Below are 15101 nucleotides of genomic sequence, written 5' to 3'. Positions count from 1 at the left end.
GTGACCACTCCTCGAAAGGCTTCACCAGAACATGGCCGTCAAGATCAAGCTCATGCGTATCGGCAAGATCCGCACCCCGCATTACCGCGTCGTCATTTCCGACGCCCGCACCCGCCGTAACGGCCGTGCAATCGAGACCATCGGGACGTACGAGCCCAAGCAGGACCCCAGCGTCATCGAGATCAACTCCGAGCGTGCGCAGTACTGGCTGGGCGTCGGCGCGCAGCCGACCGAGCCCGTCGAGGCACTGCTGAAGATCACCGGCGACTGGCAGAAGTTCAAGGGCCTACCCGGCACCGAGGGCACCCTCCGCGTCGCCGAGCCCAAGCCGTCCAAGCTCGACCTCTTCAACGCTGCGCTGGCGCAGGCGGATTCCGAGCCCCAGGGCGAGGCCACCACCGCCAAGAAGAAGAAGGCACCGAAGTCGGACGATTCCGCTGCCGCGGACACCACCGACGCTGCAGCAACCGAGACGGCAGACGCGCCGGCCGCCGAGGCTGCTGAGAAGTGAGTGCCGTTGTCGCCGATGCCGTCGAACATCTCGTTCGCGGCATCGTCGCCAATCCCGATGACGTTCGCGTCGAGATGATCACCGGCCGTCGTGGACGCACCGTGGAAGTTCACGTGCACCCCGACGACCTGGGCAAGGTCATCGGACGCGGTGGTCGCACCGCTACGGCGCTGCGCACTCTCGTCTCCGGAATCGGTGGTCGCGGCATCCGAGTCGACGTCGTCGACACGGACCAATAGGTCACGTAACCCATCATGGAGCTGGTCATCGGTCGTGTCGCCAAGTCGCACGGCATCAAAGGTGAAGTGGTTGTCGAGGTTCGCACCGACGACCCCGACGACAGATTCGCCGTCGGCACTGTTCTGCGTGGCCGCAAGCCACGATCGAATGCACAGCCCGTGATACACACGGTGGACGCCGTCCGGGAACACTCCGGGCGGCTTCTGCTGCGTCTGAACGGCATCGACGACAAGACCGCAGCGGACGAACTGCGCGGGATTCTCTTCGTCGTCGAATCCACCGATCTCCCGCCGTCCGACGATCCGGACGAGTTCTACGATCACGAACTCGAAGGCCTCACCGTGGTACTCACCGACGGTTCGGTCGTCGGTACCGTCCGCGAGGTCCTGCACTCGGCAGCAGGCGAACTGCTGTCCATCACGCCGAGTGCTGACGAGGAATCCGGTCGTTCCGAGATACTCGTACCCTTCGTCTCGGCCATCGTGACCTCTGTGTCGTTGGCAGACAAGACAATCGAGATCGATCCGCCCGAGGGCTTGCTGGATCCGGAGTAGTTCGTGCGCCTCGACGTCGTCACCATCTTCCCGGAATACCTCACCCCACTGCGTACTGCTCTGCTCGGTAAGGCGATCGATCGCGGGCTGGTATCGGTGGACGTTCACGACCTGCGCTCCTGGACCCACGACGTGCACAAGGCCGTCGACGATTCCCCGTACGGCGGCGGGCCGGGAATGGTCATGAAGCCGACCGTCTGGGGTGACGCACTCGACCACGTGCTGACCGAGGAGTCGCTCCTCGTCGTCCCCACTCCCGCAGGGGTGCCGTTCACACAACGTACGGCCGAAAGATGGTCCACCGAACAGCATCTCGTGTTCGCGTGCGGTCGCTACGAAGGCATCGATCAACGCGTGTTCGACGACGCCGCACGCCGCGTTCGGGTCGAGGAAGTCAGCATCGGAGACTACGTTCTCATCGGCGGCGAGGCGGCAGTACTGGTCATGGCCGAGGCCGTCGTCAGATTGATGCCGGGCGTACTCGGCAATCAGCAGTCGCACCGAGAGGATTCGTTCTCCGATGGGCTGCTGGAAGGTCCGAGTTACACCCGGCCGGCCCGATGGCGAGAACTCGACGTCCCCGAGATTCTGTTGTCCGGCGACCACGCGAAGATCGCCGCCTGGCGTCGAGAACAATCTCTGCGCAGAACAGCGGACCGACGCCCGGATCTACTGACGGACTGACGTTTTCAGCTGATTCTGCCGTCGGGGAACAACATCGACACGAAGCCGGTCAGGGTGTCCCGTGCGTGCAGTGCGCTGGCGTCGTCGCTCACGTCGACGACGGCCGTGTCCGGGTAACTTTCCATGTCGTCGGCGTAGAAGATGTCTTCACGGGACGACAGGGCCAGTACGTAGCGATTGTCCGCGCCGATGGTTCCCGTCGACAGATGGACCCACCGATCGGACACGCAGCACATCCAGCCCTGCTTGACTGCATGCACGGTCTCGCCAGGTAAGCCGTCGACGATCCCGAAGTGTTGCTTGTAGCCGTCGGCAGCTACGGGGGCCGAGCGTCGCAGCATTCCGATGATGATGTCGGTCGACGCGGTGGTCAGGCCGCCGCTGCCGTTCAGCAGCCCGGCGTAGTAGCCGACCAGGTCACTGGGAGTCGTTTCCGTGTTGTACCACTGGTCGTCGCCGGGAGCGTCGGTGTTCCTCAGGGCATATCGCGCCGCGACTGCGCGGACGATCTCGGACGAACCGTATCGATACCAGAGCGTGTATGCGGCATTGTCGTCGGAGAACTCGAGCATGCTGGTCATCGTGGCCAGCTCGTCGGCGGAGACGGGGCGGTTCTGCGACTGCGCCTCGAACATCACCTCGTCGGCAATGAAGAGCTTGGAGACCGACGCCGTTTCGATCGGCTCGTCGGCATCGCTGCTGTAGTAGGAACCGGTCTCTCGATCCAGCAACGCGAAGTTCACATCGGCACCTCGGGCTTGCGCCGATTCCACCGCCATCGGAATACGCGCTTCCAAGGCCACGCCGTCGACCTTCTGGATATCCGGGAACGGTGATGCCGATGTCTCGGCCGAATCCCTGCCACCGGGATCGCCGGCCTGATCATCGGGCGGTACGGAGCACGCGCTCAGGACCAACAGTGCGGCGCAGGTGGCGGTCAGTAACCGAGCCCCCCTGACCATCTACAGAACTCTCCCGCACATAGAACCGCTGACCGACCTGTCCCACACTAGCGGTAGGGTCCATCGCCGTGACCACTGCTCTGAAATCTGTGAACAAGCGCATAGCCGAAGAACTCGATGTTCGCGAAGAACAGGTTCGTGCCGCTGTAGAACTCCTCGACGGCGGGTCCACGGTCCCGTTCATCGCGCGCTACCGCAAGGAGGTCACCGGCACACTCGACGACGCGCAATTGCGCCAACTCGACGAGCGACTTCGATACCTCCGAGAACTCGACGAGCGTCGAGATGCCGTCATCGAATCGATTCGTTCGCAGGGCAAACTCGACGACGCGCTCGAACAGTCGCTGATGCTGGCCGAGACCAAGGCCCGCGTCGAGGACATCTACCTGCCGTTCAAGCCCAAGCGCCGGACGAAGGCACAGATTGCGCGGGAGGCCGGCCACGAACCCGTCGCAGACGCCCTGTTCACCGATCCGTCCACCGACCCGGCGCAGTTCGATCAGGAGCAGCTCGACGGGGCACGAGCAATTCTCGTCGAGCGTTTCGCCGAGGATGCCGACCTGGTGGGTGAGCTGCGTGAACTGATGTGGACCTCCGGCAAGCTGGTCGCCACCGTGCGCAAGGGAAAAGAGGAGGAAGGCGCGAAATTCTCGGACTACTTCGAGTTCTCCGAACCGTTCACGAGCCTGCCCTCGCATCGAATCCTCGCGACGCTACGCGGTGAGAAGGAAGAGATTCTGTCCCTCGGGTTCGAACCCGAGCGGGACGAGCCGACTCCCGGTGTGCCCAGTGTCTACGAGGGGCGTATCGCCACCAAGTTCGGAATCGCAGATCGCGGCCGCCCGGCCGACAAGTGGCTGCTCGATACCGTTCGCTGGGCATGGCGCACCAAGATGCTGGTCACCGTCTCACTCGATACGCGCATGAGACTGCGCCAGTCGGCCGAGAAGGACGCCGTGGACGTGTTCGCGAGCAACCTCAAAGACCTCCTGTTGGCTGCACCCGCCGGAAACCGCACCACGATGGGACTCGACCCCGGCTTTCGCACCGGAACCAAGGTGGCGATCGTCGACGCCACCGGCAAGGTCGTCGACTACGACACGATCTATCCCCACAAGCCGCAGGGCAAGTGGGACCAGGCCGTGGCCACACTCGCCGGGCTCGCGGCCAAGCACAAGGTGGAGCTCATCGCCATCGGAAACGGTACGGCGTCACGCGAAACCGATTCTCTGGCAGCAGAATTGATTGCAAAATTCCCGGCGGCGAATTTGACCAAGGTGGTGGTGTCCGAGGCGGGTGCCTCGGTCTACTCGGCGTCGGCGTACGCCTCGAGTGAGCTGCCCGAACTCGACGTCTCCATCCGCGGCGCGGTCTCGATCGCTCGCAGGCTGCAGGATCCGTTGGCCGAGCTGGTCAAGATCGACCCCAAGTCCATCGGTGTCGGCCAGTACCAGCACGACATCTCCGAAACTCTGCTCGCCCGTTCTCTCGGGGCTGTGGTCGAGGATGCGGTGAACGCGGTGGGTGTCGACGTCAACACAGCGTCGGTGCCCTTGCTGTCGAGGGTCTCCGGTATCGCCGGTTCGCTCGCCGAGAGCATCGTGGCGCACCGCGACCAGAACGGTCCGTTCGCCAGCCGTAGCACCCTCAAGGACGTACCGCGGTTGGGTCCCAAGGCTTTCGAGCAGTGCGCCGGGTTCCTGCGTATCTCCGGGGGAGAGGATCCACTCGACCGCTCCAGCGTGCATCCGGAGGCCTATCCCGTCGTGCGCCGCATCGTCGGCAAGGCAGGCGTGGGCGTGCGCGAGGTGGTGGGCAACACCGCACTCCTGCGCCGCCTCGATCCCGCCGAATTCGTCGACGAACGATTCGGGTTGCCCACCGTCACCGACATCATCTCCGAGCTGGAGAAGCCTGGACGCGACCCGCGTCCGGAGTTCAAGACCGCTACCTTCGCAGCCGGTATCGAGAAGGTCGCCGACCTGAAGCCGGGGATGACGCTCGAAGGTGTCGTGACGAACGTGGCGGCGTTCGGTGCTTTCGTCGACGTCGGCGTGCATCAGGACGGACTCGTTCACGTCTCTGCGATGTCGCACAACTTCGTCAAGGACCCGCGTGAGGTCGTCAAATCCGGCGATGTGGTGCGGGTCAAGGTGATGGAGGTCGACATCCCACGTCAGCGCATCGGCCTGAGTCTGCGGTTGGACGACGAGCCCGGTGCGAGCGGTGGCAAGGACGCACCTCGTGGGCAGCAGGGTGACCGCTCGCGCGGTACGTCCTCGAGCAAGGGCAACGGCCGTCAGAGCAATGGCGGCCAGGGCAACCGCCCGCAACGCGACCGACGCGGCGGTGGCCCCGCAGCGACACCTGCGGCAGGTTCCATGGCCGACGCGTTGCGCAAAGCGGGCTTCGGGAAGTAGCGCTCGGACTTTCCCGGTCGATGCCGACCCCGGCGGCGACGAACGAGAATAGGCTGATTCGGCGATATCCGTTGTTTCGGGCGTGCGGCGGGAAGGACGTGGAGCGCGTGAGGTGGTTGGAGCACGGTGTCGTCGAGCACGGCCGCCTTCCGTTGCTCTGCTTCCTGCTCGGCCTACTCGTGGGATTTTTGCTGATTCGCCTGAGCGTCAGAATGATTCGCGCGGATGTGAAGTGGTGGCCGGGCAACATCACCCCTGGCGGTCAGCACATTCACCATGTCGTGTTCGGAATCGTGCTGATGCTGTTGGCGGGGATCGGCCTCATCGCGGTGTACGTGGACGGGTCGCAGACGATCGGTGCCGTGCTGGCGGCGATCTTCGGCAGCGGTGCTGCCCTCGTGCTCGACGAATTCGCACTCATCTTCTATCTCCGCGACGTCTACTGGTCCGAGCAGGGCCGAACATCCGTCGATGCGGTATTCGCAGCCGTCGCCTTCACCGGGTTCCTGCTACTGGGACTTCACCCGTTGGAGCTGCTCAGCCCCGCCGATTTCCGGGCCGATCCCGATCCCTGGGTTCGCGGAACACTCGGTGTGCTGGCACTGCTCAACCTGAGTCTGTGCGTCGTCGTGCTGCTCAAGGGCAAGATCTGGACCGGGCTGATCGGGCTGTTCGTTCTGCCCATCCTCATTCTGGCCGCGGTCCGACTCAGCAGGCCGAGTGCACCCTGGGCGAGGTGGCGCTACACGAGCAGACCGAAGAAGATGGAGCGTGCGCTGCGGCGAGAGAAGAAGTGGCGCAGGCCGTTGATACGGGCCAAGATCTACCTGCAGGATGCGATCGCGGGCAAGCCCAGCATTGTTCACGCGGTCGAGGCCACCGAGGACGAGCTCGCGCGGACCGTCGTGCCTGCACCCCAGGCCGGAACCGTGGCCCAGTCCTCGGTCGGGGCGATTTCCTCGAACGCCTGACGGTCTGGCACAATAGGCGGGTTGCCTCTCGCGAGGCACACACCTCACTCGGAGTACGAACCAGTTGTGCCGCCCCGGTGGCGAGCCGCTCGGTTCCTCTGCTCAAGCGCAGAACGCAAGGATGGCACAACCGATGAACACCCTGGACTTTCTCGACAATCAGTCGCTGCGTAGCGACATCCCCGATTTCCGCCCCGGCGACACGCTGAACGTGCACGTCAAGGTTATCGAAGGCTCGAAAGAGCGTATTCAGATCTTCAAGGGCGTCGTGATTCGACGTCAGGGCGGTGGCGTCCGCGAGACGTTCACCGTTCGTAAGGTGTCGTTCGGCGTCGGCGTGGAGCGCACTTTCCCGGTGCACAGCCCCAACATCGCGCAGTTCGAGGTCCTCACTCGCGGCGACGTTCGTCGCGCGAAGCTGTACTACCTCCGCGATCTGCGTGGCAAGGCCGCCAAGATCAAAGAAAAGCGCTGACCCGGTCGTATCGACCGCTTCGAGCAGCAACCATGCCGCGTCACCGAACATCGGTGACGCGGCATGGTGCGTTGGAGCCACCGCCCTGACATTTCGGACGTACCGGTACGAGCGATGCTCGGTGAAAACGCCGCAGGCGCGGACCGACCGGCCCGCGGGCGACGGTTCCGGCTAACCTGTCCAGGTGACGCAGTCCCCACAGGATCCGACCCCACAGGGTTCGACGAACGAGCCCGACGACGAGTCTCCCCGGAACAAGCGTGCGGATCGCAAGCAGCGGTCCTTCTGGCGTGAACTTCCCATCCTCATTCTGGTAGCTCTCGTGCTGAGTTTTCTGCTTCAGACGTTCGTCGCCCGGGTCTATCTCATCCCATCCGAATCGATGGAACCGACACTGCACGGCTGCGCCGGCTGCACCGGGGACCGCATCGTCGTGGAGAAGATCGGCTATCGATTCGGCGATCCGAAGCCCGGCGATATCGTCGTGTTCCGCGGCCCCGATTCCTGGAACGACGAATTCGTCTCGCAGCGCTCCGACAATTCGGTCATCCGCGGGGCCCAGGAAGTGGGCTCTTTGATCGGAGTCGTCGCTCCGGACGAGAACGATCTGGTCAAACGCGTCATTGCCACCGGCGGTCAGACGGTCGAGTGCTGTGACGCTCAGGGACGGGTGCTCGTGGACGGGAAGCCGTTGGACGAGCCGTACATACAGATGGATTTCCCGTTCGTTCCGGACACGATGACGTGCGAGACCGAATTGAAGTCGGGCCGGTGCTTCGACCCTGTAACGGTGCCCGAGGGCAACATCTGGGTCATGGGCGACAATCGCAGCAATTCGCGAGACTCGCGGTATCACGTCACCGACGAGTTCACCGGCACCGTTCCGCTGGACAACGTGATAGGTAAGGCCGTGGCCACCGCGTTGCCGCCATCGCGAACCGGCCTCCTGGACTCGCCGGACATTCAGGGTCGATGACGGCCCGTCCTCGTCCCGCGCCTCGTGCGCGCGCATCTCTGAGCCGCTCGTCGTGGCCGCCTCGTCCCATCATCAGGAGGGCGGCGGGGCTGCGGACCATGGAATCGGCACTCGAACGCAACGGGCTCGGTCCGGTTGCGGGTGTCGACGAAGCAGGCAGGGGAGCCTGCGCGGGGCCGTTGACGGTCGCGGCGTGCATCCTGGGCTCTCGGTCGCACACTGCCCTCGCGGACCTCGACGATTCCAAGAAGCTGACCGAGCGTCGCCGGGAGGAGCTCTTTCCCCGGATCAAGAAATTGGCACTTGCGTGGAGTGTGGTGTTCGTCGACGCGGCCGAGGTCGACCGCATCGGGGTACACGTGGCGAACATCGAGGGAATGCGCCGCGCGGTGGCGGGCCTGGGCCTCACTCCCGGGTATGTCCTCACCGACGGCTTTCGGGTTCCCGGACTTCCGGTGCCGTCTCTACCCGTCATCGGAGGGGATGCCACAGCTGCCTGCATCGCTGCGGCCAGTGTGCTGGCCAAGGTGTCCAGAGACCGGTTGATGGTGCAGATGGACACCGACATTCCCGGTTACGGATTCGCCGTGCACAAGGGGTACAGCACACGTGCGCATTCGACCGCGATGACCACGCTCGGCCCGAGCCGGGAGCATCGAATGTCCTATGCCAACGTGGCTGCCGCGGCAGCCGGTCGCTCGCGTAGCGAGGTCGACGCACTGGGGCGAATGGACTGCACCGACGACGGTGCGCCATGATTGAATTTCACGCCCGACTGGAGGATGAAAGAGACCGATGAGTGCCGAAGATCTCGAAAAGTACGAAACCGAGATGGAGCTCTCGCTGTACCGCGAGTATCGGGACATCGTCGGACAGTTCAACTATGTCGTCGAAACCGAGCGTCGTTTCTATCTCGCGAACTCCGTCGAACTCATTCCGCACAATGCCGATGGTGAGATCTACTTCGAATTGCGGATGTCGGACTCGTGGGTATGGGACATGTACCGACCGGCTCGTTTCGTCAAGCACGTGCGGGTGATCACGTTCAAGGACGTCAACATCGAAGAGCTGGACAAACCTGATCTGCGTCTCCCCGAATAGTCGGTTCCGGGTCGGATCGGCAGGTGTGCCCGGTGCCTGACGGGTGCACCTGGACGGTTCCGCTCGGCGGATTCCCCGTGTGAAGTGTTCCGAAGCGCACCGATCAGCGAAAAGCTGGACAACCGACCGAATAATTCCGCGTGTGCTGTTTCGGGCTGAGGCCCGTTGCCGTGTTACGTCGAGCGCGGGAGAATCGTCGAAATGTGAACGCCGAATTCTGTTGTCTCCCATAGTGTTTCGATTTAATGATGCAAATAGCTTCCGGTATTCACACGTTTTCGTACCGAATGTTTTCGACCCTACGCCGATGTGAACATCGTTGGGTCTTTGCCTCGGTCCGATAATCGGTGGTAGAACTTGAATTACCACATTCTCCCAGACGCGTAAGAGGTACGACATGGCACGCAAGACGCTTGTCCAGATGATCGACGATGTCGACGGTTCGGTAATCAAAGAAGGCCAGGGGGAGTCGATCGAATTCGGTATCGGTGGAAACCAGTACCGCATCGACTTGAATCTCAAGCATGCGAACGAACTGCACGAGCAGCTGGCTTTCTGGATCGAGCACGCCGAGAAGATTTCCGGTCGCCGCCCCCGTAAGACCGGTGCCGCGCCTGCACCGGCTCGAGGAAAGGTCGATCTGCAGGACATCAGAGCGTGGGCTCGCGAGAACGGCCACGAGGTCAGCGCCCGAGGTCGGATCAGCCAGGAAGTTCAGGCCGCCTACGAGGCTGCGCACTGACCGCCTCCCAGCCTTGATATGCCCGCTGTCTTCGGTCAGCGGTAGTTCGGTCATCGAATTCGATTACCGATTCCGTGCTTCAGCTCCGTCCGTGCGGTAATCCGGACGGAGCTTTTGCATGTTCGAACCATTTGTCGGGCGATCGACAGGGCGTGAACGCCGGTAAGCACACAGGTACGACAAAACAGGTGTTTCGGCCCTGCGATTCGACGGTTCTCTCCACAGGATTGCGCGTGTCCACAGGGCAATGCGGCACCTGCACTTTCTCGGAATCACCTCCTTTCGGTCGTGTCACCGTCATGACGACCGGATCCGGCCGTGCTGTGCGGCCGCAGAGTGGAGGAATTCGACATGCCGACCAATCAAGAACTCGGGGCACGCGGTGAGGAACTTGCAGCGCGCCATCTCGAGCACATCGGCCTGGAGGTGATCGAGCGGAACTGGCGGCATCGTTCGGGGGAGCTCGACATCATTGCGCGCGAAGGCGAGACGATGGTGTTCGTCGAAGTCAAAACGCGTTCGGGAATCGGTTACGGAACGCCGGCGGAAGCGGTGACGTACACCAAGCAGACTCGGATCAGAGGATTGGCGTTGCAGTGGCTTTCGCTTCGCGGAGGGCCGTGGGTGCACATCCGATTCGACGTGATCGCCATCGTGATCGGTCGCGGTGACGACCCCGTTCTCACTCACGTCAGGGCGGCGTTCTGATGCCCCTGGGGCGAGCCCATTCGGTGGCGGTCAACGGCGTCGACGGAGTGTTGGTGGAGATCGAAGCCGATATCGGTCAGGGTCTTCCGGGGACCCATCTGGTGGGACTGCCCGATACCGCGCTGAACGAATCGCGTGATCGGGTCAAGGCCGCGGTGAAGAATTCGGGTGGTACCTGGCCGGACAGTCGAGTGATTCTCGCGTTGTCTCCGGCGACGTTGCCCAAGGGTGGCTCGGTGTACGACCTCGCGTTGGCATTGTCGGTCCTCGACGCCGCCAAGGCCATTCCGCGGGGAAGCCTGTCGGAGACAGTGTTTCTGGGTGAGTTGGCTCTGGACGGCAGGTTGCGTGCGGTCCGCGGGGTACTGCCCGGAGTGCTCGCGGTGAAGGCGGCGGGGTGGCAGCGGGTGGTGGTGCCGAGTCGGTGTCTGCCAGAAGCGGGTCTGGTTGACGGTATCGAGGTGTTGGGTGCCGATTGCCTGGCGGATGTCGTTGCGTGGCTTCGTGGTGAGCAGGCGCTGGAATCGCCCACCCCGACCGACTGGCATCAGGAGAGCTATCCGGATCTCAGTGACGTTGCCGGTCAGGCGGATGCCCGATGGGCGTTGGAGGTCGCTGCGGCCGGTGCGCATCACATCATGTTGACCGGGCCACCGGGCATCGGGAAAACGATGCTGGCGCAACGTCTTCCGGGGATACTCCCGCCGCTCACCGAATCCGAGGCGCTGGAGGTGACCGCGATCCATTCGGTGGCGGGGCTGCTGACGAGTGCGCGGCCGCTGATCACATCGCCGCCGTTCATCGCCCCACACCATTCGACGTCGGTGAGTGCGTTGGTCGGAGGAGGCACCGGAATGGCCAAGCCCGGCGCAGTCAGTCGCGCGCATCGCGGAGTCCTGTTTCTCGACGAATGCGCCGAGATGAGCATCCGGGTACTCGAAGCGTTGCGAACCCCACTCGAAGACGGTGAAATTCGGATTGCGCGTCGAGACGGGGTGGCCCGGTACCCGGCGAGGTTCCAACTCGTCCTGGCGGCCAATCCGTGTCCGTGCGCGCCGGCGCGGCAGGCCGACTGCGTGTGCGCGCCCACTGCTCGCCGCAAGTACTTGGGAAAACTGTCCGGACCGCTCCTCGACCGGGTCGATCTCCGAATTCAGATGATGGGAGTCGCGACCGGGGCGCTGGTCGACGACGTCGGAGAAGGAACGGCCGATATTCGCGCCCGCGTGACGGGAGCGAGGGATGCTGCCGCTCATCGTTGGTTGGAGTTCGGGTGGAGGACCAATGCGGAAGTCCCCGGACCAGCACTGCGCCAACGGTTTCGGCTCGCTCGGTCGACGCTGGCACCGATCGAGCGGGCATTGCGCAACGGATCGCTGACCGCGCGCGGCGCCGATCGTGCGATACGGGTGGCGTGGACTCTGAACGATCTCGCCGGCGGCACCGTGCCCGGTGCAGACGAGGTCGGTGCCGCACTGGATTTTCGAGACAGGGGAGTGGCATGACTTATGACGCACGTCGGCTGGCGTGGGCGTATCTGTCTCGGGTGGCACAGGGTCCGCATCGCACGGTGACGGACCACGCCGCTGCCCACGGCCCCGAGGTCACCGCCGCAGCCGTACGCGCCGGACACTTGGGTGAGCGACTGGCAGCACGGGCTCATGTCGACACTGCAGCAGCAGATTTGGACCACATTGCCGCTCTCGGTGGACGGCTGATCACCCCTGACGACGATGAGTGGCCTGCGTGGCGTTTTCTCGGCTTCGATGGGTCCGGCCTCACCGCGGGTGTCGACACGTCGCCGCCGATCGCACTGTGGGCGTTGGGAAACCGGTCTGTCGGAGCAGACACCGAACGATCGGTGTCGATAGTCGGAACCCGAGCGTCGAGTCCGTACGGCGACCACGTCACTGCCGAGATCTCCGCCGATCTGGCGCTGGACGGCTGGACCGTCGTATCGGGAGCTGCTTTCGGTATCGATGCGGCAGCGCACCGTGCGGCGCTCGGAGTCGAGGGGACGACGATGGCTGTGCTCGCCTGCGGCGTCGACCGGGCATATCCGGCGGGCCACTCCCGCCTGTTGCGTCAGATCGCCTCGAGCGGTGTCGTTCTCAGTGAATACGCGCCGGGCACCACTCCGGCCAAGCACCGGTTCCTGGCGCGCAACCGGTTGGTGGCGGCACTCGGATCGGCGGTGGTGGTCGTCGAGGCGGGATGGCGGAGCGGGGCGCGCAACACCGCGGCGTGGGCGGCGAAACTGGGCCGCCCCGTTCTTGCGGTGCCGGGGCCCGTCACCTCTCCGACGTCGAAGGGATGCCATCGCATGATTCGTGAGGGTGAGGCCGTTCTGGTGTCGAGCTCGCACGATGTGGTGGCCGAGGTCGGGGCGCTCGGCTCGCCGGAGGAACCCCGTCCCGATCTGTTCCGGGAAATCGATGCGCTGTCCGAGACCGCACTGTTGATCTACGACGCGCTGCCGGCCACGGGAGCGTTGTCCACCCGTGAACTGTCGGAGAGTTCCGGGGTTCCGTTGTCGAAGGTCCGTGCCGCGCTACCGGTGATGGAGATGGACGGATTCGTGAGCAACGACGAGACCGGGTGGGCCCGGGTGGTGCGCGGCTGAGGTGACGGCCCTACCGAGGCCCAGTGAAGGTAGGGTGTTAGGTAATGCTTAGTCGGTGCAGTGAGCATCGGCGTCGTTCGCTCGAAGAGGGGTCTGTAGTGCCGCGTAAGAAAACCACGTTGACCGTAGTGCGCACGGAAGCGCTGACCCCGCACATGCACCGGGTGTATCTGGGTGGTCCAGGCTTCGAGGAGTTCGACGCTATCGACCGGACCGATGCGTACGTCAAGCTGTTCTTCGGCACCGAGGACGATCCGATCATGCGGACCTACACCGTTCGATCCGTCGACACCGACGCGCGGGAAATCGCCATCGACTTCGTGGTGCACGGCGACGAGGGCGTCGCCGGACCGTGGGCCACACGCGCGAAGCCGGGCGACGAGATGTCGTTCTTCGGGCCGTCGGGGGCATACGCGCCTCGCCCCGATGCCGATTGGCACCTGTTCGCAGGCGACGAATCGGCTATCCCGGCCATCTCGGCTGCGGTCGAGGCCCTCCCAGATGACGCCATTGCCAAGGTGTTCATCGAGGTCGGCGATCGTCACGACGAGATCTACATGGAGACTCTCGCAGTCGTCGACGTCACCTGGGTGCACCGGGGCGCGTCGTCGAACGAGATCGGCGACGACCGGGCGGGAGACAACGCACCGCTGATCGAGGCCGTCAAGAACACCGAATGGCTACCCGGGCAGGCGCAGGTGTTCGTCCACGGTGAGGCGCAGGCCGTCATGCACAACCTCCGTCCGTACATCCGCAAGGAACGTGGGGTCGGGGCCGAGTGGGCGTCGATCTCGGGTTACTGGCGTCGGGGGCGGACCGAGGAAACCTTCCGAGCCTGGAAGCGTGAGCTGGCACAGGCGGAGGCGGGAGTCGACGCCTGATCGCGCACCGACGTCCACCCGACGGCGTGTCCGGTTGTCGAGCGAGACGTCAGCGCCCAAGCTGAGCCGATGACCGATTCGCTGCCGCCGCACCTGGAGGTGCACGTCGAGGAGTTCGCCGAACACCTGCGCCTCGGCCGGGAACGGTCGGAGCACACCATCCGGGCCTACGTTGCCGACGCGCGTTCGTTACTGGCGCACCTGGCCGCGTCCTCACCTGGCGCGACAATCGCCGATCTGGATCTGCGTGTCGTACGTTCGTGGTTGGCGGGGTACTCGGCGGCCGGCGCGGCCCGGACATCGATGGCCAGGCGCACCTCGTCGGTGCGAACGTTCGGGGCGTGGCTCGAACGGGTCGGGGCTGTGAAGGTTGGCCCCGCGCAACGTCTCGCGTCCCCGTCGGGTCACCGCACCCTGCCCGGAGTGCTGCGTCACGATCAAGCGACGCGAGCGCTGGACGCTGCCGAGTCGGGTGCCGCCGAACTCGATCCCATAGCGCTGCGCGATCGACTCGTCGTCGAACTGTTGTATGCGACCGGGGTCCGCGTGGGGGAGCTGTGCGGTCTCGATGTCGACGACGTGGACACCGATCGACGAGTCGTTCGGGTGGTGGGCAAGGGCAACAAGGAACGTTCGGCACCGTACGGTCTGCCGGCCGCGCATGCACTCGACGCCTGGCTCACCGACGGCAGGCCTGCCCTGGCCGTCGATCGATCCGGACCGGCCCTGTTGCTCGGGCGTCGGGGTGGACGACTCGACCAGCGACAGGCCAGGTCGGCGGTGCATGCTGTGCTGGAGACAGTCCCCGGCGGCCCCAGCCTGGGACCGCACGGCCTGCGCCATACGGCAGCCACGCATCTGCTGGAAGGAGGTGCAGATCTCCGGGTGGTGCAAGAACTGCTCGGACATGCATCTCTTGCCACCACGCAGATCTACACTCACGTATCCGTCGAACGGTTGCGGGCGGTGCACGATCAGGCGCATCCCAGAGCATGAGCGTCGAGCTGGGCGGCGCATCGTTTGGTAGCGTCTGCCCAGGATCGACTACACCGAATACGGGGGACCGTGGACCGCGACCGACCGCAAGGTAAATCGGAGCCGTGGTCGACGCATGGCCACAGTGCGCCGGTGAACGGGGCACGACCCGGCAGTACAGGCGACGGCAGTCCACTCGACGGCCGGGGCGACGATGCCGCCAAATCCGTACCGGTCGAACCGATGTCCACTCCACGCTCCACGCCCCGGCAGCCCCC

Annotated in this window: 17 protein-coding genes; 16 read left to right on the top strand and 1 reads right to left on the bottom strand. The window is 64.4% G+C overall.

All coding sequences use genetic code 11. The annotated features are described in order from the left end of the window. Positions 1-31: 31 nt before the first annotated feature. The 4 genes from rpsP to trmD are packed head-to-tail and all read left to right on the top strand — an operon-like array spanning position 32 to position 1989. The gene (gene rpsP / locus J1M81_RS08465; protein ID WP_027496686.1) at positions 32-511 is read left to right on the top strand and encodes a 30S ribosomal protein S16; all 480 of its coding nucleotides are present in this window, start codon (positions 32-34) and stop codon (positions 509-511) included. Then, a complete protein-coding gene (locus J1M81_RS08460; protein ID WP_027496687.1) occupies positions 508-750 on the top strand; it encodes an RNA-binding protein in 243 nt (80 codons plus the stop codon). Before rpsP ends, J1M81_RS08460 begins: the two co-directional genes overlap by 4 nt. 15 nt (positions 751-765) lie before the next feature. Beyond that, positions 766-1305: a ribosome maturation factor RimM gene (gene rimM, locus J1M81_RS08455; RefSeq protein WP_206497925.1), complete on the top strand. Its 540-nt coding sequence runs from the start codon at positions 766-768 to the stop codon at positions 1303-1305. Between the two features lie 3 nt (positions 1306-1308). Then, the gene (gene trmD / locus J1M81_RS08450; RefSeq protein WP_206497924.1) at positions 1309-1989 is read left to right on the top strand and encodes a tRNA (guanosine(37)-N1)-methyltransferase TrmD; all 681 of its coding nucleotides are present in this window, start codon (positions 1309-1311) and stop codon (positions 1987-1989) included. A gap of 5 nt (positions 1990-1994) precedes the next feature. Here trmD and J1M81_RS08445 read toward each other — a convergent pair whose 3' ends face one another. Beyond that, positions 1995-2951: a serine hydrolase gene (locus J1M81_RS08445; protein WP_052057248.1), complete on the bottom strand. Its 957-nt coding sequence runs from the start codon at positions 2949-2951 to the stop codon at positions 1995-1997. A gap of 68 nt (positions 2952-3019) precedes the next feature. Here J1M81_RS08445 and J1M81_RS08440 point away from each other — a divergent pair, with 68 nt between their 5' ends. The 12 genes from J1M81_RS08440 to J1M81_RS08385 all read left to right on the top strand — a co-directional run bounded on the left by J1M81_RS08440 (position 3020) and on the right by J1M81_RS08385 (position 14844). After that, on the top strand, positions 3020-5371 hold the full coding sequence (locus tag J1M81_RS08440; protein ID WP_032370789.1) for a Tex family protein: 2352 nt from the start codon (positions 3020-3022) through the stop codon (positions 5369-5371). A 107-nt stretch (positions 5372-5478) separates the two neighbouring features. After that, positions 5479-6342, top strand: a complete 864-nt coding sequence (locus tag J1M81_RS08435) for a hypothetical protein (RefSeq protein WP_370878684.1) — start codon at positions 5479-5481, stop codon at positions 6340-6342. Between the two features lie 133 nt (positions 6343-6475). After that, positions 6476-6817 carry a 50S ribosomal protein L19 gene (rplS, locus tag J1M81_RS08430; RefSeq protein ID WP_027496692.1) on the top strand — a complete coding sequence of 114 codons (342 nt, stop codon included), beginning with the start codon at positions 6476-6478 and terminating at the stop codon, positions 6815-6817. Between the two features lie 184 nt (positions 6818-7001). Continuing rightward, positions 7002-7793 (top strand): signal peptidase I, encoded by a 792-nt coding sequence (gene lepB / locus J1M81_RS08425; RefSeq protein ID WP_027496693.1) that lies wholly within the window; start codon positions 7002-7004, stop codon positions 7791-7793. Continuing rightward, positions 7790-8551 (top strand): ribonuclease HII, encoded by a 762-nt coding sequence (locus tag J1M81_RS08420; RefSeq protein ID WP_080729283.1) that lies wholly within the window; start codon positions 7790-7792, stop codon positions 8549-8551. The genes lepB and J1M81_RS08420 overlap by 4 nt, the downstream gene beginning before the upstream one ends. 37 nt (positions 8552-8588) lie before the next feature. After that, positions 8589-8894, top strand: coding sequence for a DUF2469 domain-containing protein (locus tag J1M81_RS08415; RefSeq protein WP_008717288.1), 306 nt, complete (start codon positions 8589-8591; stop codon positions 8892-8894). A gap of 397 nt (positions 8895-9291) precedes the next feature. Beyond that, complete coding sequence (locus tag J1M81_RS08410) at positions 9292-9636, top strand: Lsr2 family protein (RefSeq protein ID WP_027496695.1); 345 nt, start codon at positions 9292-9294, stop codon at positions 9634-9636. A gap of 351 nt (positions 9637-9987) precedes the next feature. Next, positions 9988-10344, top strand: coding sequence for a YraN family protein (locus tag J1M81_RS08405; RefSeq protein ID WP_206497923.1), 357 nt, complete (start codon positions 9988-9990; stop codon positions 10342-10344). After that, positions 10344-11849 (top strand): YifB family Mg chelatase-like AAA ATPase, encoded by a 1506-nt coding sequence (locus tag J1M81_RS08400; RefSeq protein WP_032391538.1) that lies wholly within the window; start codon positions 10344-10346, stop codon positions 11847-11849. The genes J1M81_RS08405 and J1M81_RS08400 overlap by 1 nt, the downstream gene beginning before the upstream one ends. Continuing rightward, a complete protein-coding gene (gene dprA, locus J1M81_RS08395) occupies positions 11846-12967 on the top strand; it encodes a DNA-processing protein DprA (RefSeq protein WP_206497922.1) in 1122 nt (373 codons plus the stop codon). Before J1M81_RS08400 ends, dprA begins: the two co-directional genes overlap by 4 nt. A gap of 98 nt (positions 12968-13065) precedes the next feature. After that, positions 13066-13848 carry a siderophore-interacting protein gene (locus J1M81_RS08390; protein ID WP_283541513.1) on the top strand — a complete coding sequence of 261 codons (783 nt, stop codon included), beginning with the start codon at positions 13066-13068 and terminating at the stop codon, positions 13846-13848. 69 nt (positions 13849-13917) lie between these two features. Further along, positions 13918-14844, top strand: a complete 927-nt coding sequence (locus J1M81_RS08385) for a tyrosine recombinase XerC (protein WP_032372622.1) — start codon at positions 13918-13920, stop codon at positions 14842-14844. The last annotated feature ends 257 nt before the right edge of the window (positions 14845-15101 follow it).

Source organism: Rhodococcus sp. KRD175, from assembly GCF_017168275.1.
GTDB lineage: Bacteria > Actinomycetota > Actinomycetes > Mycobacteriales > Mycobacteriaceae > Rhodococcoides > Rhodococcoides fascians.
This window is presented reverse-complemented; position numbering and strand designations above follow the sequence as displayed.